The 23,293-nt window shown below is 69.9% G+C and carries 19 protein-coding genes; 12 read left to right on the top strand and 7 right to left on the bottom strand.

Translation table 11 applies throughout. The features are described from left to right. From QHF83_RS33660 to QHF83_RS33645, 4 genes are all read left to right on the top strand, one after another. Positions 1-2,083 (top strand): DVUA0089 family protein (locus QHF83_RS33660; protein ID WP_282422113.1); only part of this gene is annotated, 2,083 nt, incomplete at its 5' end. Positions 2,084-2,217: 134 nt separating this feature from the next. Next, a complete protein-coding gene (locus tag QHF83_RS33655; protein ID WP_282422112.1) occupies positions 2,218-3,075 on the top strand; it encodes a protein kinase in 858 nt (285 codons plus the stop codon). A gap of 14 nt (positions 3,076-3,089) precedes the next feature. After that, positions 3,090-4,256 carry a cystathionine gamma-synthase gene (locus QHF83_RS33650; RefSeq protein WP_282422111.1) on the top strand — a complete coding sequence of 389 codons (1,167 nt, stop codon included), beginning with the start codon at positions 3,090-3,092 and terminating at the stop codon, positions 4,254-4,256. 106 nt (positions 4,257-4,362) lie between these two features. Further along, entirely contained in the window at positions 4,363-4,908 is a 546-nt protein-coding gene (locus QHF83_RS33645; protein ID WP_282422110.1) for a hypothetical protein, read from the top strand. Between the two features lie 346 nt (positions 4,909-5,254). Here the strand turns inward: QHF83_RS33645 and QHF83_RS33640 are convergent, their stop codons facing one another. Together QHF83_RS33640 and frr are read right to left on the bottom strand one after the other, a co-directional pair. After that, entirely contained in the window at positions 5,255-6,103 is an 849-nt protein-coding gene (locus tag QHF83_RS33640; protein WP_348980496.1) for a Stp1/IreP family PP2C-type Ser/Thr phosphatase, read from the bottom strand. Between the two features lie 202 nt (positions 6,104-6,305). Then, on the bottom strand, positions 6,306-6,863 hold the full coding sequence (frr, locus tag QHF83_RS33635) for a ribosome recycling factor (RefSeq protein WP_282422108.1): 558 nt from the start codon (positions 6,861-6,863) through the stop codon (positions 6,306-6,308). Between the two features lie 223 nt (positions 6,864-7,086). Here frr and QHF83_RS33630 point away from each other — a divergent pair, with 223 nt between their 5' ends. The 6 genes from QHF83_RS33630 to QHF83_RS33605 all read left to right on the top strand — a co-directional run bounded on the left by QHF83_RS33630 (position 7,087) and on the right by QHF83_RS33605 (position 16,047). Continuing rightward, positions 7,087-8,541: a sigma-54 dependent transcriptional regulator gene (locus tag QHF83_RS33630; protein WP_282422107.1), complete on the top strand. Its 1,455-nt coding sequence runs from the start codon at positions 7,087-7,089 to the stop codon at positions 8,539-8,541. A gap of 166 nt (positions 8,542-8,707) precedes the next feature. Beyond that, a complete protein-coding gene (locus QHF83_RS33625; protein ID WP_282422106.1) occupies positions 8,708-9,916 on the top strand; it encodes a hypothetical protein in 1,209 nt (402 codons plus the stop codon). A 94-nt stretch (positions 9,917-10,010) separates the two neighbouring features. Beyond that, positions 10,011-11,813: a DUF885 domain-containing protein gene (locus tag QHF83_RS33620; protein WP_282422105.1), complete on the top strand. Its 1,803-nt coding sequence runs from the start codon at positions 10,011-10,013 to the stop codon at positions 11,811-11,813. Between the two features lie 16 nt (positions 11,814-11,829). Further along, the gene (locus QHF83_RS33615) at positions 11,830-12,813 is read left to right on the top strand and encodes a tetratricopeptide repeat protein (RefSeq protein WP_282422104.1); all 984 of its coding nucleotides are present in this window, start codon (positions 11,830-11,832) and stop codon (positions 12,811-12,813) included. Between the two features lie 202 nt (positions 12,814-13,015). Next, positions 13,016-14,428: an inorganic phosphate transporter gene (locus tag QHF83_RS33610; RefSeq protein ID WP_282422103.1), complete on the top strand. Its 1,413-nt coding sequence runs from the start codon at positions 13,016-13,018 to the stop codon at positions 14,426-14,428. A 62-nt stretch (positions 14,429-14,490) separates the two neighbouring features. Continuing rightward, positions 14,491-16,047 (top strand): ATP-binding protein, encoded by a 1,557-nt coding sequence (locus tag QHF83_RS33605; protein WP_282422102.1) that lies wholly within the window; start codon positions 14,491-14,493, stop codon positions 16,045-16,047. 27 nt (positions 16,048-16,074) lie between these two features. On the opposite strand, the gene QHF83_RS33600 is transcribed toward QHF83_RS33605, so the two are convergent. From QHF83_RS33600 to QHF83_RS33590, 3 genes are all read right to left on the bottom strand, one after another. After that, positions 16,075-16,401: a hypothetical protein gene (locus QHF83_RS33600; RefSeq protein WP_282422101.1), complete on the bottom strand. Its 327-nt coding sequence runs from the start codon at positions 16,399-16,401 to the stop codon at positions 16,075-16,077. Positions 16,402-16,504: 103 nt separating this feature from the next. Further along, entirely contained in the window at positions 16,505-18,331 is a 1,827-nt protein-coding gene (locus QHF83_RS33595) for a feruloyl-CoA synthase (RefSeq protein ID WP_282422100.1), read from the bottom strand. A gap of 12 nt (positions 18,332-18,343) precedes the next feature. Next, positions 18,344-20,038: an acyl-CoA dehydrogenase family protein gene (locus QHF83_RS33590; RefSeq protein ID WP_282422099.1), complete on the bottom strand. Its 1,695-nt coding sequence runs from the start codon at positions 20,036-20,038 to the stop codon at positions 18,344-18,346. Positions 20,039-20,101: 63 nt separating this feature from the next. On the opposite strand from QHF83_RS33590, the gene QHF83_RS33585 reads away from it, so the two are divergent. Continuing rightward, complete coding sequence (locus QHF83_RS33585; protein WP_282422098.1) at positions 20,102-21,241, top strand: hypothetical protein; 1,140 nt, start codon at positions 20,102-20,104, stop codon at positions 21,239-21,241. A 10-nt stretch (positions 21,242-21,251) separates the two neighbouring features. On the opposite strand, the gene QHF83_RS33580 is transcribed toward QHF83_RS33585, so the two are convergent. Together QHF83_RS33580 and QHF83_RS33575 are read right to left on the bottom strand one after the other, a co-directional pair. After that, entirely contained in the window at positions 21,252-21,722 is a 471-nt protein-coding gene (locus QHF83_RS33580) for an NUDIX hydrolase (protein WP_282422097.1), read from the bottom strand. A 108-nt stretch (positions 21,723-21,830) separates the two neighbouring features. Further along, positions 21,831-22,340, bottom strand: a complete 510-nt coding sequence (locus QHF83_RS33575) for a hypothetical protein (protein ID WP_282422096.1) — start codon at positions 22,338-22,340, stop codon at positions 21,831-21,833. A 489-nt stretch (positions 22,341-22,829) separates the two neighbouring features. On the opposite strand from QHF83_RS33575, the gene QHF83_RS33570 reads away from it, so the two are divergent. After that, positions 22,830-23,288 carry an Rrf2 family transcriptional regulator gene (locus QHF83_RS33570; protein WP_282422095.1) on the top strand — a complete coding sequence of 153 codons (459 nt, stop codon included), beginning with the start codon at positions 22,830-22,832 and terminating at the stop codon, positions 23,286-23,288. The last annotated feature ends 5 nt before the right edge of the window (positions 23,289-23,293 follow it).

The following is a 23,293-nucleotide window of genomic DNA, read 5'->3' as shown; positions in this document are numbered from 1 at the left end:
CGGCGGCGAAGGCGGCGGCGGCACGGGCGGCGCGGGGGGCGTCGGCGGCACGGGCGGCACGGGCGGCGTCGGCGGCACGGGCGGCACGGGCGGCGTCGGCGGCATGGGCGGCGTCGGCGGCATGGGCGGCGAAGGCGGTGCGTCCTCTTCGTCGTCATCCTCTTCGTCGAGCGGCACGGGGGGCTCGGGCGGCGGGTTCATGCCGCCCGTGGGCACGGCGGATTACCCGGCGGAGACGGAGCAGAACAACCTGCCCGCGACCGCGGATCCGCTCGCGGCCGGGACCAAGGGGTTCACCGCGGCGATCTACCCGACGGGCGACGTCGACGTGTTCTCGGTCGAGGTCACCGTGCCCGGCTCGGTGCTCAAGGTGTCGACGGGCGACGGCATGGGCGGCTGCCCGTCCGGCGCGGCCACGCTCGTGCGTGTCTTCGGGCCGAGCGGCTTCATCGGCTCGGACACGAACAGCGGGGTCGACAGTTGCTCGCAGCTCCTGCCCGCCCAGAACCCCGCGATGGGCAACCTCGCCGTCGGCACGTACTCCGTGCAGGTCGAGAGCGCGACGTTCACGCCGCTGCCCTTCTACGTCGTCGACATCCAGGTCGTCGAGCCCGGCTGCGGCGACGGGGCCGTGCAAGGCGCCGAGCAGTGCGACGACGGGAACACGAACGACGGCGACGGCTGCACGTCCCTGTGCAAGCTCGAAGGCAACTACCCGACCGAGATGGAGCCGAACCAGCCGATGGACAAGGCGAACTCGCTCGCCGGCGCGGACGGCGTCGTCGCGGCGATCCAGCCCGTGGGCGACCAGGACTACTTCTCCTTCGAAGTCACCGTGCCCGGCTCCAGCGTGCGGCTCGAAGTCACGAACGGCCAGGGCGCCTGCCCGACCGGCTTCGACTCGGAGATCTACCTCTACAACGCGCAAGGGACGGAGATCGCGCAGGACGACGAAGACGGGATCGATAGCTGCTCGCTCCTCGATCCGATGGTCGACAGCAGCGTCCGGAACCTGCCCGCCGGCAAGTACACGGTGATGGTCGAGGAGTACCTGAACAACGGGACGCAGCCCTCGTACGTGCTCGAGTACAAGCTCACCGAGCCCGGCTGCGGCGACACGTTCGTGCAGGCCGGCGAGCAATGCGACGATGGGAACACGGCCTCGGGCGACGGCTGCTCGGAGACGTGCCAGCTCGAAGGGAACTACCTGAGCGAGACGGAGCCGAACGCGCCGAACAACCTGGCGAACTCGGTCGTCGGCTTCGACGGTGTCGTCGCGTCGATCATGCCCGCCGGGGATCAGGACTACTTCAGCTTCGAGGTCACGGTGCCGGGCTCGAGCGTGACGATCGAGGTGACGGACGGCTACGGCGGCTGCCCGGGCTCGTTCGACTCGAAGATCTACCTCTACTCGCCCACGAACCAGCTCCTCGTCTCCGACGATCAGGACGGCGTGGCGTCGTGCTCGCTCATCTCCCCCTTGCTCGACGCCGGCGCGAAGAACCTGACCGTCGGCACGCACGTGGTGATGGTGGAGGAGTACCTGAACGACGGGACGCAGGCCTCGTACGTGCTCAAAGTAAAGGTGGCGCCGCCGGGCTGCGGCGACGGCATCCTCGTGAGCCCGACCGAGCAGTGCGACGACGGGAACACGACCGCCGGCGACGGCTGCGGCCCGACGTGCCTGGCCGAGGCGCCGTGGGAGATCGAGCCGAACGGCGACGTGGCCACCGCGACGCCGGCCTGGACCATGTCGACGAGCTGGTACGCGAAGATCGATCCGATCGGCGACGTCGACTACTTCAGCTTCGAACTGCCGGAAGGCATGAGCCCCGTGCTGACCACGCACGCGATCGGCAACACGAGCACCTGCGGGTTCGACACGCTGATCCAGCTCTACGACGCGAGCGGCAACCAGATCGAGGAGGACGACGACGAGGGCACGGGGACCTGCTCGCTGCTCAACAAGTCTCTCTACCCGGCGGTCAGCGGCCTGCCGGCCGGCACGTATTACGTGGCCGTCCACGAGTTCAGCGACAACGACGCGATCCCGGGATACGAGCTCAGCCTCACGTTCGAGTGATGCGCTGATGCGCCGCGCGTCGCCGTCGACGAGCCCGCTCGACGGCGACGACGCGCCGCGTGGATCGACGCGCAAGGCAGGCCAACGCTCATCTATCGGATCCGGCTCGACGTGCCGCGCTAGAGTTCACCTCCGTGTCGTTCCTCGCGCCGAAAGGGACGGAGCTCGTTCGCCTGCTGGGCGGCGGGAGCGTGTTCGAGGTGGCCCTCGTGCGCGAGGGTGATCGCGAGCTCGTGTGCAAGCGTCTCGTGCCGCTCGCGCTCGCCGCGCGGGAAGGTCGCGTGGCCATGGTGCGCGAGGCACGGCTCTTGTCGATGATCGAGCACCCCGCGCTGCCATCGCTCGTGCGCGTGGGCAGCGACGCGCGTGGGCCGTTCTTTCTGGAGACGTTCGCGGCAGGGACGTCGGTCGAGGCGCTCGTGCGCGGGTGGCAAGAGCGAGGCGCGCGGGTGCCGCGCTCGCTCGTGCGGCACGTGGCGATCGAGGCGCTCGGAGCGCTCGCGGAGATCCACGCGCTCGAAGGCGAGGCAGGCCCGCTCGACGTGGTGCACGGAGATCTCGGTCCCGCGCACGTGCTGTTCGGTCCGCTCGGCGAGGTGCGGTTCGTGGACCTCGGGGCCGCGCGGTTTCGTGGGCTCGAAGCCGAGCTCGAGACGGATGATCGCGGCACGCTGCCATACGCCGCGCCGGAGCTCGTGTCGGGTGAGGCGAAGCCGTCACAAGCGACCGACGTGTACGCGATGGTCGCGACGCTGCTGTTCCTCGCGACGGGCGAGCGGCTCTGCGAGGCGGACACGGAGGCCGCGATGCTCGCCGAGGTGGCGACGCGAGGGATCCGGCGCGAGCTCGTCCTCGCCGCGGAGGCGTTCGATGCGAAGGAGCGCGAGGCGCTTCACGAGGCGCTCGATCCGGATCCGTCGCGGCGGCGCGTGTCGGCGCGAGAACTGTGCGAGGTGCTCGCGCCGGTGCCACGTGCGCCGGACCTGCGCTAGAGTCGCGCAGCCACATGAAGAACAAGGACGCGCCTTTTCCGGTTTCCCTCGACACCCTCGCCATCCACGCCGGTCAGGAGCCCGATCCGATCAGCGGAGCGGTGATGATGCCGATCGTGCTCGCCAGCACGTTCGCGCAGGAGAGCCCGGGGGTGCACAAGGGCTACGAGTACTCGCGCAGCGGCAACCCGACGCGCCGCGCGCTCGAAGCGTGCCTCGCAGCGCTCGAAGGCGGCACGCACGGCTACAGCTTCGGGAGCGGGCTCGCGGCGACGACGACGCTGCTGCACACGCTTTCGCCCGGCGCGCACATCCTCTGCGGCGACGATGTCTACGGCGGGACGTTCCGCCTGATGGACAAGGTCATGGGCCCGATGGGGATCTCGTCGAGCTTCGTCGACATGCGCGATCCCGCGGCGGTGCGCGCGGCGATCCGGCCCTCGACGCGCCTGCTCTGGATCGAGACGCCGACGAACCCGATGCTGAAGGTCTTCGACATCGCGGCGCTCGCGAAGGTGGCGCGCGAGGCGAACATCACCTTCGTCGTCGACAACACCTTCGCCACGCCGATGCTGCAGCGTCCGCTCGATCTCGGCGCGGACGTGGTCGTGCACTCGGTGACGAAGTACCTGAACGGGCACTCGGACGTGGTCGGCGGGGCGATCGTGACGTCGAACCCGAAGCTCGCGGAGCGCATCGGCTTCCTGCAGAACGCGATGGGCGGCGTGCCGAGCCCGTTCGACTGCTACATGGTGCTGCGCGGGTTGAAGACGCTGCCCGTGCGCGTGCGTCACCAGAGCGCGGCGGCCTTCGCGCTGGCGGAGCGGCTCACGCGTCATCCGCGCGTGGAGCGTGTGCACTACCCCGGGCTCCCGTCGCATCCGGATCACGCGGTGGCGGCGCGGCAGATGCGCGGCGGCTTCGGGGGCATGATCTCGATCGAGGTGGCGGGCGGGCTCTCGGCGGCGCGGACGGTGCTGGAGCGGCTGCACGTGTTCTCGTGCGCGGAGAGCCTCGGCGGCGTGGAGTCGCTCGCCGAGCACCCGGCGATCATGACGCACGCGTCAGTCCCCGAGGAGACGCGCAAGGTGCTCGGCATCTCCGACGGCCTCGTGCGGCTCTCGGTGGGGCTCGAAGCAGTCGACGATCTCTGGAAGGATCTCGAACACGCACTCGGCTGAGGGCGAGAGCGCGGGGCGTAACCGATGCTACGCCCCGCAAGGCAAATGCGGTAGAACCTGGGGCGCCGGCGCATCGGCGCGCCCGCGGAAACCAGGGAGAACTTCCATGCAGCGCGTTGCCTGTCTTGCTTTCCCGCTCGTCGCGTTCGCCTTGCTCGGCGGTTGCAGCGACCCCGTGCCCCCCACGCCGCAAGGCGCGTTCAACGTCCAGTTCACGGACACCGGCGTCGACTGCGCGATCGCATCGCACCGATCCGAGGCGGGGGACATCACCGACTCGAAGAAGACGGCCGTCCTCATCGACGGCGTGGATGGCGCGAACGTGACCTGCTCGGTCTCGGGCGCGGGGCCCTTCAACGTGAGCGCGAAGATCACCCTCGGCAGCGACGGGATCAACCTGTCGATCCCCGCGATCAACGTGGGCGCGACGGAGGCAAGCCCCGCGTCCGGGTCGTTCGCGTTCTGGTCGGACCGGACGGCCGGCGACGCGTTCAGCTCGTCGAAGTGCAGCTTCTACTTCAAGGAAGGCACGGGCGAGGGCGTGGCCTCGGGCAAGCTCTGGGTCTCGTTCGTGTGCCCCGAGGTTCTCGAGTCGACGAACAAGTGTGGCATCTCCGAGAGCCACGTGATCTTCGAGAACTGCGATCAGTAGAGCAGTGACGCCGCGCCGGGGCTCTGCCCCGGACCCCGCGGGGGCTATCCGCCCCTCGACCCGGACCAGCGCAAGCGCTGGACTCGGGGTGGAAGAACTGCGCGATGCGCCGTTCTTCCAGCGGGCCGGTTGGACCGCGCGGCTGTCTCGCGTCGGCCTGTTCGATGAACTGCGCATCGCGCAGTTCATCGACGAACGGTCCAGCGCTTGCGCTGGTCCGGGTCCAGGGGTGGATAGCCCCGGGGTTTGGGGCGTAGCTCGGCTTGCCGAGCGTAGCCCCATCGTTGGCCAGAGGGGCCTGGGGCAACGCCCCAGCGAAGCGGCTCCTGGATGAGACCCGTCGTTCTTATCGCTCGTTGTCGTCGCCGACCGTGACCGCGATGCGATGCGCGGGGACCTGGAGCGTGGGCTCGTCGCCGTACTCCACGTCGTCCTGGAGGAAGCGGATCGCCAGCACGGTGATGTTGTCCTCGCCGCCGAGCTCGTTCGCCTTCGCGATGAGGCGCCTGCACATCTCGGACGTGTCTTGCGAGGACGCGACGATGTCGCGGATCTGCTCGTCGGTGAGCATGCCCGAGAGGCCGTCGGAGCAGAGGATGTAGACGTCGCCGAGATGCGGCTCGTCGCTCATCAGGTCGACCGCGACGCTGTCCTGCATGCCGAGCGCGCGCGTGATCACGTTGCGCGGCAGCTCTGCCCGTTGCTCCTCGGTGAGCTCGGGCATCGCCATGAGGTAGTCGTTGATCAGCGAGTGATCGCGCGTGAGCTGCTGGATCGTACCGCCGCGGACGCGGTAGGCGCGGCTGTCGCCGACGTGACCTACGTAGAGGCGGTTGCGCCTGCGCGAGAAGACGGCGCTGACCACGGTCGTGCCCATGCCGGCGCACTCGCGCGAGCGAATGCTGCGCTCGAAGATCCGCCGGTTCGCGACCATGATGCCGCTGAGCAAGCGGTTTTCATCCTCGGTCAGGTTCGCGTCGAAGTGGATCGGCCAGGTCGCGTCGTCGTTCGCCGTCGAGCGGAAGAACTCGGTGATGGAGTCGGTCGCGAGGCGGCTCGCTACATCGCCGGCGCGATGGCCCCCCATGCCATCGGCGACGATGAACAGATCGAACTCCTGGAGGACAGCGTAGCTGTCCTCGTTGTGATCGCGCTGGAGACCGACATCGGTCATCCCGGAAGCAAATGCGCGCATAAACCTCGGCAACCTGGGACCGGGTCAAAACCGACGATTTTCACGGTTTCACGCAGCGTTTCCGCTGTCAAGCCTTCCTCGCTCGGGGCAAGGAAGGCGCGCGTCGCGGATACGCCGCGGAGCGGCAAGCGCGTGGAGCGCCCTCTATCTCGGCTGCCTTGGGCCATGCGTTCCCCCCTTCCCTCGCTTCCTCTGGAGACGCCTACACCTCCAGGATGTCCTTTTCCTTGTGGGCGATGACGCCGTCGACCTGCTTGATGCCCTCGGCGACCACATCCTCGATCTTCTTCTTCGTCCGATCGGCGTCGTCGCCGCTGATCTCGCCGTCCTTGTCGAGCGTGTCGACGAGCTCGTTCGCGTCCCTGCGGTGCTTGCGGATCGCGACGCGCGCCTCCTCGCCGTACTTCTTGGTCAGCTTGACCATCTCCTTGCGCCGGTCCTCGGTGAGCGCCGGGATCGGGATGCGGATGAGGTCGCCGTCCACCTGAGGGTTCAGGTTCAGGTCGCTCTCGCGGATCGCCTTGTCCACGGCCTTCACCTGGTTCTTCTCCCAGGGCTTGATCGTGATGAGGCGAGGCTCGGGCACGCTCACCGTGGCCATCTGTTGGATGGGCGTGGGCACGCCGTAGTAGTCGACGCGGACGCCGTCGAGCATCCCGGCGTGGGCGCGGCCCGTGCGCACGCGCGTGAGATCGCGGCGAAGCGCCTCGATGGATTTCTCGATGCCTGTCCGCAAATCATTCAACACGTCTTCCAGCATGCCGTCTCTCCTCGGTCTCGTGCGGCGGGGGCGAGCTTAGCTCTCTTTTGTGCAGGAGGGGGCAGTTGCGGAGGGGCTCCGCGCACGGAACCGCGGAAACAGGGCGGCCCCGACGGGCCCCGACGGCCGAGGCCAGGCAGGCCGGAGCCCGGAGTTCCGCCGGAGGGGCGCCCCTGCCCGCTGCCCCGGGGCGGCCCTCCGTAGTAGGTGTAGAGGAGGCGCAATGCGTGACCTCGACTGGAAGAGCTTCGACGTCCTGGTCGTGGACGACGAGCAGGACAACCTCGACGCCTTCCGCTTCGCCTTCCGCAAGACGTTCTCGCTCCACTACGCCCTCGGCGGGACGCAGGCGCTCTCGGAGCTCGCGCGGCTCGACGCGGCGCTCATCGTGACCGACCAGCGCATGCCGGGGATGAGCGGGCTCGAGCTTCTGCGCCGCGCCAAGCAGATGCGGCCCGACGCGCTCGGGATCCTTCTGACGGCGTATGCGGATCTGCCCGTGCTCGTCGACGCGCTGAACTCGGGCACGGTCTACCGCTACGTGCAGAAGCCCTGGGACGGCAGCGAGCTCGCCGCCATCCTGCGCCAAGGGATCAGCGTGTTCGCCACGATGCGCGAGAACAAGCGGCTGCGGGATCAGCTCGCGCACTACGCGGGCTACCTCGAGCGCGAGCAGCGCGACCCGATCGACTTCGGCGAGCTCATCTGCAACTCCGCCGCGATGAAGGAGGTCTCGGCGCGCATCGGCGAGGTCGCTCCGACCTCGACACACGTGCTCGTCGAAGGCCGGGTCGGCGCCGAGAAGGAGATCGTGGCGCGCGCTCTCCACGTCGGATCGCCACGCGAGGAGCGGCCCTTCGTGAAGGTCACGTGCGCGGCGTTCCGCGGCGAGGCGCTCGAACGAGAGATCTTCGGCTACCGGCGCGGCGCGTTCGAGGGCGCGACAGCCGATCGCGCCGGCCGCGTCGAGCTCGCGCACGGCGGCACGCTCTACCTCGAAGATCCTGGGCCGCCGACCGCCGCCTTGCAGGCGCGGCTCGCTCGCTTGCTCGCGACGGGCGAAGCCGAGCGCGTGGGCGACGCCGAGGTGCAAAGGCTCGACGTGCGCCTCGTCGTCTCCGTCACGCCCGACCTCGACGAGGCGTGGGGCCGCGACGTCTTGCCCGAGCTCGCCTCGCGCCTCTCCGTCTTCCCGATCCGCCTGCCGCCGCTCAGCGAGCGCCGCGAGGACATCCGCCCGCTCGCCGAGCACTTCCTCCGCAAGTACACGCGCCGCAACACGCGCGCCGCGCGCGCCCTGTCGAGCGAGGCGTTCGCGAAGCTCGAGGCCTACGGCTTCCCGGGCAACGTGCGCGAGCTCGAGAACGTCGTCGAGCGCGCGGCCATCCTCGCGCGCGGGGACGTGATCCAGCCCGAGCACCTCGCGTTCGTCCCGCCCGTGCCCGCGTGGGAGAAGACGTCGACGTCACCTCCGTCGCAGCCCACGGCGGCGCCGGTCGAGTCCGAGACGGGCTCGCGAAGACAGAACCTCGACTCGCAGCTCGAAGAGATCGAGCGGCGCGAGATGCTGGCGGCGCTCGAGCGCTGCGGCGGCAACAAGGCCGAGATGGCCCGCCTGCTCGGCGTGCAGCGGACGACGCTCTACTACCGGCTGAAGCGGCTCGGCATCGACGTGTAGTGCGTGGAGAACGGATCCTCCGCGTCGCGGGCGAATGCGGGGAGAGGCATCGGCCGAACACGCCTCCGAAGAGTTGACGGATCCTCCGCGCCTGCGCGATGATCGCGTGGTTTCCCGGTTTTTCCGGAGCGCCGCCTGGGCGCCGCGAAGAGGACGACGAGAGGCGATGGCTTTCTGGAGCACGGCCGATGTGGAGCTCGTTTCGCGCGTCGTCACGGCGACGACGCGCAACGATCGCCGCGTGCGGGGCAAGCTGACCTTGCACTTCGCGGAGGCGCAGACCCAGGGCAACGCCGACGACGCCGCCGACCGATGCGCGACGCTCGCCGAGGAGCTCTTCGGCGAGGCCGACGATCACGAGCAGCTCATCGGCGCCGAGGCCGAGCTCGTCGCCGCGCTGCGTCTGCGCCTGCCCCCGCGGTTCCCCGCGATCCGCTCGCTCGACCTCGCGGCGCTGCACGTCGTCGGAGATCCGGGCACGTCGGCCGCGCTCCGGCGCGCGTCGACCACCACCATGCGCTCGGTGACCGGGCCCGTCTCCACGCCCGCGCCGACCACGACGCGTGGCCGCGCCTCGCCCTCGTCGATGCCCCCGAGCGGCGATACTTCTTCGGGAAGCTTCCGCGCCGCGCAGCTCGCGGGCTCGCCTTCGGGCACCTTCCGCGCGTCGGTCTCGAGCTCCGGACCGGCGAGCGGGCCCGTCTCCACGCAGGGACCCCGCTCCTCATCGCCGCCGACGCGGCGGGGCACGCTCGGCCGGATGCGCGCGATCATGCCGGGCATGATGCTCGCGCCCGGCGCGCCGCCCGAGGCCATCGGCCAGGCGCTCGCGCCCTTCGTGCGGGACTGCGCCGGCCGCATCCTCGTCGGCTTCCTCCGCGGCTACGACCTCGTCGCGATGCGCGGCCTCGCGCTCGAAGAAGGCTCGGCCGAGATGCTGGCCGCGCTCGTCCCGGTCTCGGATGCGCCCCTCGGCGGGTACGAGGCGAGCCGCACGGCCGAGCTCGCGCGCTGGCAAGCTGCCTTCGGCGAGGGCGTCTTTCAGCGCGTGCGCCGCGAGAGCCAGGTCGCGGCCATCTACCTCGCGCACATGGCGCTCGGCCGGCTCGGCGTACCGCCCAGCATCGACTTGCCCATCCTCCAGGAAGCCGCGCCTTCGGCGTTCGGCGGCGAGCGCGGCACGGTCCTCGAGATGTCGCGCTACGTCTCGGTCCCCGCGGAGAGCTTCGTGCCCGCGCTCTGCCAGCACCTCGTCGAGATCGTCGGCCATGGGGACGCGATGCAGCTCGCGGCCGCGCTCGCCCCGCTCGTCACGTCGGTCGAGGAGGACATGGCCATCGCCGCGACGTTCGCGAAGGACGCGTCGGGCGTCTAGCGACGAGCCGTTTCCGTTCCCTCCGCGCTCGCAAAAGGCTAGAGCGTCGATCGTGCTGCCCGCGTCCGTCCGACGTCTCGTTGCGATCGCCGCCATGTCCACCACCTCCACCGTTTCCTCCTTGTCGTGCTCTCCCGCCGGGAGCGCGCCGCCGGTCCAGCCCGAAGCAGCCGCCTCGGCGAGCAGCACGTCCGCGCCTCTGCCCATCGATCCTCCGGCTCCGCCCGACGCGCCCGATCGCGCCTTCGCCGCGCTCGCCGAGCGCTTCTTGAAGGGCTACCTCGCGCACGAGCCCGTCGCGGCCACCGAGGCGGGCGAGCATGCGCACGACGCGCGCTGGCCCGATCGCAGCGAGGAAGGCGAGGCCGAGGCCCGCCGCTTCTACGTCGGCCTTCTCGACGAGCTCGGCCGGATCCCCGTCGCGGCCCTCGACGCGCAGGGCCGCGTCGATCACGCGATGCTCGGAAACCAGCTCCGGTACGCGATCTTCGCGATCGACGAGCTGCGCGAGGCCTCCGCGAGCCCGCTCTACTACACGCGCCTCGTCGGCGACGGACTCGATCCGCTGGTCACGCGGAGCTTCGGCACGCCGGCGTCCCGCGCGCGGAGCCTCGTGGGCCGGCTCGAAGGCATCCCTGCGATCGTCGAGGCCGCGAAGAAGCGGCTCGGCCGTCCGCCGCGCCTGCACACCGAGACGGCCATCGTGCAGAACCGCGGCCTCGTCTCTCTCTGCCGCGGCGACGTCCTCGCCCCTTACGCGAAACTCCCCGACGCCGCGCTCGTCTCCGAGCTCGCGGCCGCGAGCGAGCGGGCGGCCAAGGCGCTCGAGGACTTCCAGAGCTACCTCGAAAAGGACCTCCTCCCCCGCAGCGACGGCGAGCTCCGCCTCGGCCGCGCGCGCTTCGAGAAGAAGCTCCGTTATTACCTCGACGACGACGTCGACATCGACGCGCTCGCCAAGGGCGCCCGCGCGCTGCTCGAACGCACGCAGGCCGAGATGGTCGAGACCTCGAAGGAGCTCTGGCCGACGCTCTTCCCGAAGCGCAAGCTCCCCACGACGACGACGCTCGTCGATCGCAAGCAGCTCGTGCGCGAGGTCCTCGGAGCGCTCGGCGACGATCACCCGACGAACGAGACGATCGTCTCCGAGGCGCGTGATCTCGTGCAGAAGGCGACGGCGTTCGTCCGCGAGCGTGACATCGTGCGGGTGCCCGACGAGGTCTGTCAGGTCATCGAGATGCCCGAGTACCGGCGCGGCGTGTCCGTTGCGTATTGCGACGCCTCGGGCCCGCTCGAGGAGCGCGCCGAGACCTTCTACGCGATCGCGCCCACGCCGAACGACTGGGACGACAAGCGCCGTCTCTCGTTCTACCGCGAGTACAACCGCAGCATGCTCGCCGACCTCACCGTGCACGAGGCGATGCCCGGTCATTTCCTGCAGCTCATGCACAACAACCGCTTCCCCTCGAAGCTCCGCGCCGTGTTCTCGAGCGGCCCGTTCGTCGAGGGCTGGGCCGTCTATAGCGAGTGGGTCATGGCCAAACACGGCTTCGGCGGCCCGAAGGTGCGCATCCAGCGCGAGAAGATGGTGCTCCGGCTCGCGGTGAACGCGCTGCTCGATCACGGCGTGCACGCCGGCTCGATGACCGAGGCCGAGGGGCTCGCGCTCATGACGAACGAGGCGTTCCAGGAGGAGGGCGAGGCCGTGGGCAAGTGGAAACGCGCGCTGCTCACGAGCGCGCAGCTCACGACCTACTATTACGGCTTCACCGAGATGATGAAGCTCCGCGCGGCGAACGAGGGCGCTCCGGGTTTCACGGAGCGAACCTTCCACGACAAGGTGCTGAGCTTCGGCTCGCCGTCGATGCGCCACCTGCGCGACCTCGTCCGGCCGTAGATTAAGGAGCGTGCGCGTGCTGCGTCGCCTCCGCCGGGCCCTGCGAAAGCGAGCGTTCGAGCGCAAGCTCGCGGCTTTGCCCGCGCTGCTCGAACGCAAGCAGGACGCCGAGGCCGAGGCCGCGGCGTCGGAAGCGCTCGTGATCGGGGAAGAGGTTTTCGGAGCGCAGGCGGCCGAGCTCACGACGCCGCTCTACGTGATCGCCGCGGCGCGTCTCTCGGCGGGCCGCGCGGAGGACGCGCTCGACGCCTGCACGCGGGCCATTCGAATCGCCGAGGCGCTCGCCGGCGCGCCCACCGAGCCCCGCCTGCCGAAGCTCTACGAGCTCGCCGCCGCGATCCACGAACGCGAAGGCCGCCTCGACCAGACGATCCGCCTCTACCGCCGGCTCCTCGCGGGCTACGAGCGCATGCGCAGCCCCGACGAGGCCGCGATCGCCGACGTCGCCGGCCGTCTCGGCCTGCTCCTCGCCAAGCAGAAGCAAACCGCGGAGGCCGAGCTCCTCCTCGCCCGCGCGCTCACCACCACCGAACGTGTCTTCGGCGCGCGCTCGCGCCCCGCGGCCGAGGCCCTCTACAACCTCGGCACGGTGCTCGCGGCGGCGGGCCGGCGCGACGACGCGACGCGCTCCCTGCGGCGCGCGATCGGCATCCTCACGGAGACCGATGCGCCGACTGGCGGACATCTCCTCGCGCTCGCGCAGCACAACCTCGCGACCCTCGTCGAGGCCGAGGGCCGCGCCGACGAAGCCGAGGACCTCTACCGCCGCGCGCTCGCCGCCCATGTCGGAGCGACGCGCGGTGATCCGCCCGAGATCCGTCCCACGCTGGTCCGCCTCGGAAACCTCCTCGACGCGAAGGGCCGCGTGGACGAAGCGCTCTCGCTTTACGACCGCGCGCTCGCCCTCGCGGAGGCCGAGCTCGGCCCGGATCACGCCGTGACGCTCGGGATTCGCGCCTTCCGGGAGGCTGCCCAGCACAAACGCCCACCGGCTCGTTGAGATCCAGGACACGGCAGCCGTCCGTTCACCTGAAAAGCCATCCTTCAGACACCCCTCTGTCACGGTGCTGTGACGGACCTGCACCTAGCGTGCGGGGGCTCGGTCCTGTAAGGAGACGGCGCCCCGCGTCTCCGGCGCGCGAGACCCCTCGGGTCATGGCGCGGATGAGCAGCCCCCGGGGCGCCGAAAGGCTCTCGTGTTCATGGAGGCTCTTCTCGATCCGTCGCTCGGCAACGGGGTGCGCGCGCTCCTCGCCCTCTGCCTCTTGATCGCCCTCGGCTTCGAGTTCGTGAACGGCTTTCACGACACCGCCAACGCGGTCGCGACGGTCATCTACACGAACTCCCTGAAGCCTCACGTCGCCGTCATCCTCTCGGGCCTCTGCAACTTCGTTGGCGTCTTCGCGGGCGGCATCGCGGTCGCCATGGGCATCATGAAGCTCTTGCCCGTGGAGCTGCTCGTCTCGAGCGGCGTCGGCGCGGGGCTCGCGATGGTGCTCGCCCTCCTGCTCGCGGCGATCTCGTGGAACCTCGGCACCTGGTACCTGGGCCTCCCCGCGTCGAGCTCCCACACCCTCATCGGCGCGATCCTCGGCGTCGGCATCGCCAACTCGCTCCTGCCCGGCCACAGGTTCGGCGACGGCGTGAGCTGGAGCAAGGCCGCGGACATCGGCATCGCGCTGCTCGTCTCGCCGCTCTTCGGCTTCAGCCTCGCGGCGCTGCTCGTCGTCTTGATCAAGCGCTACACGACGAACAAGACGCTGCTCGAGCCGCCGCCGAAGGACGCGCCGCCGCCGCGCGGCACCCGCGCCCTGCTCGTCTCGACCTGCGCGGCCGTGAGCTTCGCCCACGGCTCGAACGACGGCCAGAAGGGCGTGGGCCTCGTGATGCTCATCCTGATCGGCCTGGTCCCGGCCGGGTTCGCGATCAACATGGATGCGAGCCCCGCGGAGCTCGAGCGCACGCTGCGCGCCACGGACAACGTCGCGGCGCTCGTCCGCGACCACTACGATCAACACTCCAAGGCGGAGGCCGAGAAGACGCTCGTGCGCCTCGGCGAGCTCCACCACTTCCTCGACGGCCGCAAGTCGGCGAAGGAGATCCCGCCGATGGATCGCTTCAAGTTCCGGCAGGATCTCCTGCTCGCGGACAAGTCCATCGACAACATGCAGAAGGGCGGCCACCTCGGCCTCACGCCCGAGGAGACGAAGAAGCTCGCGGAGGAGCGCAAGGCCCTGCGCGCGCTCACGGAGTACGCGCCGAACTGGGTCCTCGTGGCGATCGCGCTCTCGCTCGGCATCGGCACGATGTTCGGCTGGAAGCGCATCGTCGTGACGGTCGGCGAGAAGATCGGCAAGAGCCACCTCACGTACGCGCAGGGCGCCTCGGCGGAGATCGTCGCGGCGAGCACGATCGGCGTCTCGGCGTGGCTCGGGCTCCCGGTGAGCACGACGCACGTGCTCTCCTCGGGCATCGCCGGCACGATGGTCGCGCAGCGCTCGGGCCTGCAGGGCTCGACGGTCCGGAACATCGGCCTCGCCTGGGTGCTCACGCTGCCCGCCTCGATGACGCTCTCCGCGCTGTTTTTCCTGCTCTTCCGCGCGATCTTCAGCTGACGATCCGCCCGGGCCCCGAGGCTTCTCGGAGAGGGCCGCCTTCGATATCCTGCGCCTCGCCCATGCGCACCTTCAGCACCGAGGGGCCTTGTGATCCCGCGCGCCACCATCACCTTCCCGCGGCGCCGCGGCTCGCCGAGGGCCTCGGCCTCGTCGACGAAGGCGCGTACTTCCTGGTGCGCGCGCCGCGACGCACGGGCAAGACCACGAGCTTGCGCGCCCTCGCCGCCGAGCTCCTGGCGTCGGGTCGGTATGCCGCGCTCGTGACCTCCGCCGAGGTCGGCGAGCCTCTCGGGAACGACGTCGCGCGCGCCGAAGAGGCATTGCTCGCCTCGATCCGCCTCTCCGCGGAGCACGATTTGCCGCCCGAGCTGCGCCCGCCGCCGCTGCCCGCCTCGGCGGACGGCACGCGGATCTGGGCGGCGCTCTCGGCCTGGGCGCGGGTTTGTCCTCGCCCGCTCGTCCTCTTCTTCGACGGCGCGGACACGCTGCACGGCGCCGCGCTCCGGACGGTCCTGCGCCAGCTCGAGATCGGCTTTCCGCGCCGCCCTGCGGCCTTTCCGTGGTCGATCGTCCTCGCCGGCCAGCTCGACCTCCGCCTCGAACCCTTCCGGGCGGCGGGCGACGCGCCGGTTCGTCCGGGCCTCACGGGCCCCTTCGAGACCGCGCTATCGCCCGAACCGCTTCGAACCTTCACCGAGGACGAGATTCGCGCGCTGTATGCGCAGCACACCCACGAAACGGGACAAACCTTCGAGAAGGACGCGATCCGGGCCGCGCGGGAGGCGACGGCGGGCCATCCTTTCCTCGTGCAGGCCCTCGGCCGCGAGCTCGTGACGACCGTCCCGCGCGCCGAAGCCATTCGCGAACCGCACGTCCGCGCGGCCATCCATCACCTCGTCGATCACCGCGTGACCCCGATCGACGCCCTCGCTGCGCGCCTCGCCGAACCACGCGTCCGCCGCGTCGTCGAGCCCCTCCTCGCGGGCACGGCGCTCGTCGCGCGGGCCCTCGACGACGACATCCGGCACGCGCGCGACCTCGGCCTGCTCGCCGAGGACGACCCTGCGCGTATCGAGAGCGGCATCCACCGCGCGCTCGTCCCGCGCCTGCTCGCCTCGAGCGTCGGGCGCGCCATCACGGACGACCCGGCGCGGTTTTACACGACAGACGGCGCGCTCGACGTCGAGGCGCTCCTCCACGCCTTCGCGGTGTTTTACAAGACACACGCTCGCACCCTCGTCGCGAACGCGGCTTACGAGGCGGTCGCGCCCGAGCTCGTCTTCCTGGGCTATCTGTACCGAATGATCGAGCCCCGCGGCCGGGTCGACGTCCGCTGGGGCGGCTCGCGCGGCCGGATCGACGTCGTGCTGCGCGTCGTGCTCGCGGGCGGGGACGAGCAACACGAGGCGTTCGTCCTGGTCTCGCGGCGCAAAGGAGAATCGGGCGCCAAAGCACGCGCCGTGGGGTTTTTGGAGGACGTGCTCGACGCGGAAGGGCTCGCGAGCGGCACGGTGGTGCTGTTCGATCGCCGTGGCAAGCGGGCCGCGGGAGAACGCGTGAAGCTCGAGCAGAGGTCGACGGCGAAGGGACGGGCGGCGTGGGTGCTGCGGGCGTAGAACCCGAGGCGCGTCGCCTAACCCTCCTCAGCTCTCCGCTGGCGTCATGTCTGCCACGCGGTGGATCGTCCAGCGCTCGGTGCCGTCCACGATCACCTCGGCGAGCTGCTTCTGGTACTCCGCGTGGTACGGCACGGCGGCCATATCGCGCCACGCGGCTTCGAGGTCGTCCACGTTATCGATCTGCACTTCCAGCTCGATCTGCGACTCGGGCCCCCCGATGCTGCCGGAGAGGACACGCAGCGACCGCCAGCCGACGCGTTGTGCCACGTCGACGTACCACTTCCGCAGCACCTTGAGACACTCGTCCCTGCGACCAAACCGGGTCGTGAACTGCCAGCGCGCAACGTACATGATCCGGGCTCCCTTCTTCGTGAGCCCGGCATCATAATCCCCCTCGCGAACGACGGGATCCAAAAACGTGCGCGCGACACGTGACACCTTGCGTCACGAACCGTCAACGAATCACGATCACGCCCGGCTCGCCGTCGCGGTAGAGCGCATCGACCAGGCCTGCGCGGCGCGTGAGGACCGCGCGCTGGTTGATGTACCCCTTGTCCGTGATCTCGCCGGCGTCGATGCTCGGCGGCTCGACCAGGAACATCACCCGGGCGATTCGCGTGCTGCTCCCGGGGTGCGCCTCGTTGTACGCGCGGAGGCCCGCCACGAGGTGCGAAAGGACCTCCGGCCGCTCGACGAGGGATGCGAGCGGCTCCTCCTTCGCGTCGGGGCAAAGCGAACGACACCCGACGAGGCTCGGGAAGACGAGCAGGCCGATCTCGTCCCGATCGTGCCCCGCCACCACCGCGTCCTGGATCACGGGCGCCGCCGCGGCGATCGCCGTGATCCGCACCTGACCCACGTGCACCCACGTCGCGCTCGTCAGCTTGAAATCCTCGGCCACGCGACCATCGAAGACGACGCCTTTCGACGGATCCCCCGGATCCGCGAGCTTGCCGGCGTCGCCGATCTTGTAAAACCCTTCCTCGTCGAAGGCTGCGCGCGTGAGGTCCTCGCGGCCGAAATAGCCGGGCGTCACGTTCGGCCCGCGCACGCGCATCTCCAGCTTGCTGCCGTTCGGCACCATCTTGAGCTCGCAGCCGGGCGCGGGAAGACCGATCACGCCCGCGCGATCGATCGGAAAATGCACCGTCGTCACCATCGGCGACGTCTCCGTCGATCCCCAGGCCGAGACCATCGTGACGCGCTCGCCCCGCGCCTTTTGGCTCACCTCTTCGAGCCGCTTCCACGTGCTCTGCGGCAGCGCGGCGGCCGCGTAAAAGAGCAGGTCGAGCTCCCGGAAGAAATGGTCCCGCAGCCCGGCGTCGTTTTCGAGGTACGGCAGAATCGCGTCGAACCCGCGCGGCACGTTGAAATACAGCGTCGGCGCGACCTCGCGCAGGTTGCGTATGGTCTTCTCGACGAGCTCGGGCATCGGGCGGCCCTCGTCGATGAAGAGCGTGCCGCCGTGGAACAGCACCATGTTGAAGTTGTGATTGCCCCCGAACGTATGGCTCCAGGGCAGCCAATCCACGACGACCGGCGGCCTCTTGCGCAAGAAAGGCCAGACCTCCACGATCGCCTGCTGATTCGAGCAGAGCATCCGGTGCGTGTTGAGCACCCCCTTCGGCTCGCCCGTCGATCCCGAGGTGAACAGGACCTTCGCGACCGTGTCGGGCCCAACCATCTCCATGGCGCGCCCCGCGCGCTCGCCCGGCAGCTCGCGGCAAAGCTCGTCGAAATGCGTCGCCGACGAGCCGCCCTCGGACACCACGACCTCCGCGCCCCCGAGGTCGAGCGCCCCGAGCGCCCGGCCAAACCGCCCCTCGTCCCGCGCATAGACGAGGCCCGGCTTCGCGAGGCCGAGGATGTACCGCAGTTTTTCGAAATCACGCGAGAGCAGCGCATACGCCGGCGAAACCGGGCACACGGGCACGCCCACGAGCATCGCCCCGAGCGCGAGCAGCGCGTGATCGATGCCATTCTCGCTCAGGATCACGATCGGCCGCGCGGCGGAGAGATCCCGCCGCGCAAGCGCCTCGCCGATCGATGCCGCGACCGCCGCCGCCTCGCCGTACGTCACCCGACGCACGTCCCCGGACGCCTCCCGTTCGGCCAGAAACACCCGATCCGGCGCCTGGTCCGCCCAGGCGTAAAGCACCTCGCCGAGGTGCCGCGGATACGCAGGGAGCGGCCTCGGCGAGCGCAGGATCATGCCACCGCCCGGGAGGCTCGTCACGACGACCTCCGGCGGCGCGAATTCGAGGCGGGCGGCGGTCGTCATGACATCTCCCCGTCAGAACGCGACGTCGTTGGCGAGCGCGGCGGCGAGCGCGCGATCGTCCTCGTCCCGCACGAGATCCACCCCGCGCGTGGCAAACCGCAGCGCCGCCGCCCGCGGGCGGCCGTCATTCTCGTGCGCGAGCGCGTGCGACGCGTGCCGCACGAGCAGCGCGAGCTCGTAGGCGCGACCCAGCGTCAGCGCGAAACGCCGCGCGCCCGCCTCGACCCCGAGCGGATCCTTCTGGAACGTCTCGGCGAGCCACCGCGCCGCGTGCCTCGCCGCCGAAAGCGCCCCCTCGCCCGCCCGCTGGAGCGCCTCGTCCGACGCCGTGGACACGAGCGCTCGAATGTCGGCGAGCAGATCCTCGAGCGGCCCCTCTTTTTGCAGGGCGCGCAGCGTGTCGAGCGAAAGCACGTTCGTCGTGCCCTCCCAGATCGGCAAGACCTGCGCGTCGCGATAGATGCGCGGGATCCCCGTGTCCTCCACGTACCCGGCGCCGCCGAAGCATTCGAGCACCTCGCTCAGCACCGTGACCGCCTGCTTGCCCGTCGTCAGCTTCGCGAGCGGCGTCACGAGCCGGAGCAGGCGCGCCTCCGACTCCGTGATCGTCCCCGCCTCCTCGCGCCCGAGCAGCTCGACGGCGCGGAACGCGAGATGGAACGCGCCCTCGGCCTCGGCCGACAGATCGGCGAGCGTGTCGATGTGCAAAGGCTTGTCCGAGAGCGGCGCCCCGAACTGCACGCGGCGACGCGCATAATCGCGGGCGAGCGCAATGCCCCGCCGCATCCCCGCCGCCGCGCAGACCGCATTCCACGTCCGCGTCACGTTCAGCATCGGCGAGATGTTCCGGATCCCGTCCGCGAGCCCCTTCACCGGCACGGCCAAGGCCCCCGCCAGCGTCAGCTCGGCCGTCGGCACCTTCCGGGTCCCGAGTTTGTCCTTCAGCCGATTGACCTGGATCCCGTTCATCCGCCCGTCCGGCCCGAAGACCTCCACGTAAAACAGCGCGAGCCCACGGCCGCCGGGCGGATTGCCCTCGGGCCGGCCGAGCGTCAGCGCCATCTGCGACGTCGTCGCCGAGGTGAACCATTTCGTCCCATGGAGCCGATAGTTCCCCTCCGCGTCCTTGCGCGCCTCCGTCTCGGAGAGCCCCACGTCGCTCCCGCCGGTCCGCTCGGTCATCCATTGCCCGCTCGTCCAGGCCTGCGACGGATCACGGCTCGTCAGGCGCGCGAATGCCCTCGCCGCGAAATCGTTCTCGTCGCGCACGTCGCGGTGCGTGAGCAGCGTCTTGGCGGCGCCGTCCGTCATCGCGAGCGGGCAGGTGTACACGTCGGTCGAGGAATCGAAGAGGTACACCAGGGCAAACTGGTGCACGCGGGACACGTCACCGCTCCGCTTTTCGTACGCCGTCGCGACCACGCCTTTTTCGCTCGCGATCCGCGCGGCGCGCTTCCAGAGCTGCGTCACCTCGATCTGATCGACCCGGTGGCCCCACGCGTCCCACTGCGTCAGCTTGGGCTCGTTCAGGCGGTCCTCCAGCTGCAGCCGGTAGAGCTCGCCGCCGGCGAGCTCGCCCATCTCGCGGAGGCTCGGCTCGGCCTCGCGGAGGACGTCGGACGGGAACACACGCTTCAAGTACGAGCGGAGAACACGGTCGTCGTCGTACTGGTTGCCGATCTCGGGGGGAGCTTGGTAGAACGCCATCGCGCGGGAGTATACGCAGAATCGGCTTCCCGCGTGACGTAGAATCGACTACGGGACGCCGCCATGCTCGAAGGTCGGTTCTCCCTCGCACTCGTTCTCTCGATCGCCGCGCTCGCCGCGGGTTGCGGCGCTTCCACGCCGCCGCCCGCCTCGGCCGACACCACGAAAGCAGCCCCGAAATCCGAAACGGCCGCGCCCGAGGGCGAAGCTGCGGCCGAAGCGCCTCCCTCCGAGGAGGGCGAAGGCGATGCCGAGCCCCCGGAGCCGAGCTTCGCGGAGCTGCGCAAGGCCGCGATGGCCTGCACCCCCGACGAGAACGGCTCGCTCGACGACTGCGAAGCCCTCCGGCAATGGCTCGACGCCGAGCAAGCGTTCGAGAATGGCAAGGCGAACCCCGAGCTCTTGAAGATGCTCGGCAGCCAGGATCCCAAGGAGCGACGCGTCGCGGCCGAGAAGCTCAACCAGACGCTGAACGAAGACACCGCCGACGCCGCGCAGGTGGACGCCGTGCTCGACGCGGCCGAGAAGGAGCGCGACGAGAACCTCGTCGATCTGTTCGGGCGGTTCGTCGGCGGCCTCCCCCTCGTCAAGGTGGGCAAAATCGATCGGGCGATCGCGATCGCCAAGGCGCACCCGGTATCGGATTACACGGACGCGTTCCTGCGCACCGTGGGCTTTGGCGGCACGAATCGTGACCCCAAGGTCGTGGCCTACGCGATCGAGGCCAGCAAAGAAGCGTCCTCCTCCCGGCGCGCTTACGGGCTGAATGCGCTCGGCGACCTCGCCCCGCACTTTCCCGACGAAGCCTGCAAGGCCATCAACGCCCTTCGCGCCGACAAGGACGATTTCGTCAAGAGCCGCGCGTCGGAGAGGATCGCCTCGATCAGCAAGTGCGCGTCCTTCACGGACGAGCTCCTCGACGACCTCTCCACCGTCGACGTGAAGAAAAACGTCAGCTTCGAGATGGGAATGGCGCTGCAAAAGGTCTGCAAGCGGAGCGACCTCACGCCCGCCCAGCGCAAGAAGGGGAGCAAGGCCGCCCGTCGCCTCACGGACGCCACCACCGTCCACGGAAACACGCGGTCTTACGCGATGGAGGCCGTCATCGGCTGCGATCCCAAGGACGGCCCGGCCTACGTCGCCAAGTTCAAGAACGACAAGGACAAGACCGTCGCCGCGCGGGCGGCCGAGCTCAGCAAATGAGCAATCGCTTTTAACGTCGAGGCGACCACGAGGCGCCCTCGTACGTGAGCACGGAGAGCGGATACGAGGGGGCGCCCGCGGCGACCGCATTCAGGATCTCGCGGGCCTCCTCGCCGCGCAGGGGCAGACCGGCGAGCTCGTCGAGCTTCACCCAGCGGGCGCCGAGGGAGTGCTCGTCGGCCTCGCTCTTCGGGGTCGGGTCGCCGTCGGGCTTCGCCAGGAAAAACACGCGGCAGCGCGCCGTCCCGCTCGGGTGCGGCGAGTGCTCGACGCGCAGGACGCCCTGGATCGCCGCGCGCACGCCGGCCTCTTCGAGCGTCTCGCGCACCGCGGCGTCGACGATCCGCTCGCCCGGCTCCACGCGCCCGCCGGGCAGGTACCACGTTTGCCCGTGCCCGCGCTCGTGCACGAGCAGGTACTCGTCACCACGCCGCACGACGACCATCGCGAAGAACCAGGTAGGGATGGGCCTGCGGGACACCCGTGCAGGATACTCGGCGCTCGCCGGGAGGGGAAGGCTTCGATTTGGAAGGCCAAACACCCGGCCCGAGGGCCGGGTGAGGCGGGAGGGAGGCGGGGCAGCCAACGTTTATCGGGAATCGGCCGGGCTCGAGGGCGCGGGGGAGGTGCTCTCCGCCTTCTTCTTCTTGGCCCTGCGCGTCTTGGCGCCCTTCACGCCGGTGGCCGAGCGGTACGCGCGGGTCTTGTCGTATTTCGCGAGCAGCTCGGCGATCCCCGTCGTGCGCGCGCGGCCCTCGATCAGGTTCGCGATCGCGTGGATCCTGCGTTGTCTGTCGTCGTCGTAATGCGCGCGGCTCTCTTCGAGCAGCTCGACGAGCTTGCGGGCGGCGGGCAGGACCGCGTCGATATCGGCGATGTGGGCATTGTCGACCAGGATCGCGTCGATGTCGTCCTGCGTGACGCCGGCCTTGGGCCCGACGCTGGCCTGATTGGCGACGACCTCCGAGACCGCCTCGGAGAATCCGGGGCGCTCGACGAGCAGGCCGCGCAGGGCGCGATGCGGGAGATCGATGAGAAACGAAGCGTGCTTCGAACAATCGAGCACGAGCGAGCCGACGGGGACGGGAAGGATGGGCATGGCATTCTCCGGATCCCTCTTCAGGACCATGACACCCGAGAAAAACGCATCGCGGCGCGGGGCCATTGCGATCCTCGAAGGGGCGCTGGGGTTCATCGAGCTGCGAAATCGATGCGCGCAGGTTGAACGCGCGCGCACGAAAGTCGATGCAGACGGAAACTTGCTGTCTCATCAATCGGGTCGAGGCGGTCGGCGACCGGGTCGAGGCGGTCGCCGATCGGGTCGAGGAGGTCGCCGATCGGGTCGAGGAGGTCGATCGACCGGGTCGAGGCGGTCGCCGACCGGTTCGAGGGGGTCGAACGATCGGGTCGAGGCGGTCGCCGACCGGTTCGAGGGGGTCGAACGACCGGGTCGAGGCGGTCGCCGACCGGGTCGAGGCGGTCTCGGATCGGGTCGAGGCGGTGCTACCTTGTTCTGGAGGACACATCGGATCGGGTCGGCGGCGCGGTTTCTTGACTTTTCCGATGCAACAACCTACATCGGTTCCTCGTGAAGCTGTCCAACAAGGGCCGCTACGGGGTGCGGGCGTTGTTCGACATCGCCTTCCACAACGACGGGCGCCCCACGCAGATCCGCGAGATCGCCGAGCGCGAGATGATCCCCGCGCGCTTTCTGGAGCAGATCTTCCAGGACCTGAAGAAGGCCGGCCTCCTCGGCGCGAAGCGTGGGCCCCGCGGCGGCTATCACCTCGCCAAGCCCGCCTCCGAGATCACGATCGGCGACGTCTTCCGCGCCCTCGAAGGCCCGCTCGTCGTCTGCCCCACCGAGGACGAAGGCCCGCGCGGCGCCGAGCCCTGCGGCCCGGACGCGACGGCCGCGGCCTTCAAGGACCTCGCGGTCGCCATCGAAAAAGCCTTCGACGACATCTCCATCGCCGACGTCGTGCAGCGCGGCGAGGCCCTCGGGTTGCGCCGCGGCGCGGCCGAGCGGGTCGACTACGTCATCTAGGAGCG

It is taken from the genome of Polyangium sp. 15x6 (assembly GCF_029960785.1).
Classification (GTDB): Bacteria; Myxococcota_A; Polyangia; order Polyangiales; family Polyangiaceae; genus Polyangium.
The sequence above is the reverse complement of the archived record's forward strand: the minus strand, read 5'-3'. Positions and strand labels throughout refer to the sequence as shown.

What these genes read in the sequence shown, in the direction of transcription:
- QHF83_RS33590 (WP_282422099.1), bottom strand. Translation starts at nt 20,038, where the DNA reads ATGGCGTTCTACCAAGCTCCCCCCGAGATCGGCAACCAGTACGACGAC.
- QHF83_RS33645 (WP_282422110.1), top strand. Translation starts at nt 4,363, where the DNA reads ATGCAGCGCGTTGCCTGTCTTGCTTTCCCGCTCGTCGCGTTCGCCTTG.
- QHF83_RS33595 (WP_282422100.1), bottom strand. Translation starts at nt 18,331, where the DNA reads ATGACGACCGCCGCCCGCCTCGAATTCGCGCCGCCGGAGGTCGTCGTG.
- QHF83_RS33575 (WP_282422096.1), bottom strand. Translation starts at nt 22,340, where the DNA reads ATGCCCATCCTTCCCGTCCCCGTCGGCTCGCTCGTGCTCGATTGTTCG.
- QHF83_RS33620 (WP_282422105.1), top strand. Translation starts at nt 10,011, where the DNA reads ATGTCCACCACCTCCACCGTTTCCTCCTTGTCGTGCTCTCCCGCCGGG.
- QHF83_RS33630 (WP_282422107.1), top strand. Translation starts at nt 7,087, where the DNA reads ATGCGTGACCTCGACTGGAAGAGCTTCGACGTCCTGGTCGTGGACGAC.
- QHF83_RS33605 (WP_282422102.1), top strand. Translation starts at nt 14,491, where the DNA reads ATGCGCACCTTCAGCACCGAGGGGCCTTGTGATCCCGCGCGCCACCAT.
- QHF83_RS33585 (WP_282422098.1), top strand. Translation starts at nt 20,102, where the DNA reads ATGCTCGAAGGTCGGTTCTCCCTCGCACTCGTTCTCTCGATCGCCGCG.
- frr (WP_282422108.1), bottom strand. Translation starts at nt 6,863, where the DNA reads ATGCTGGAAGACGTGTTGAATGATTTGCGGACAGGCATCGAGAAATCC.
- QHF83_RS33600 (WP_282422101.1), bottom strand. Translation starts at nt 16,401, where the DNA reads ATGTACGTTGCGCGCTGGCAGTTCACGACCCGGTTTGGTCGCAGGGAC.
- QHF83_RS33625 (WP_282422106.1), top strand. Translation starts at nt 8,708, where the DNA reads ATGGCTTTCTGGAGCACGGCCGATGTGGAGCTCGTTTCGCGCGTCGTC.
- QHF83_RS33650 (WP_282422111.1), top strand. Translation starts at nt 3,090, where the DNA reads ATGAAGAACAAGGACGCGCCTTTTCCGGTTTCCCTCGACACCCTCGCC.
- QHF83_RS33640 (WP_348980496.1), bottom strand. Translation starts at nt 6,103, where the DNA reads ATGCGCGCATTTGCTTCCGGGATGACCGATGTCGGTCTCCAGCGCGAT.
- QHF83_RS33610 (WP_282422103.1), top strand. Translation starts at nt 13,016, where the DNA reads ATGGAGGCTCTTCTCGATCCGTCGCTCGGCAACGGGGTGCGCGCGCTC.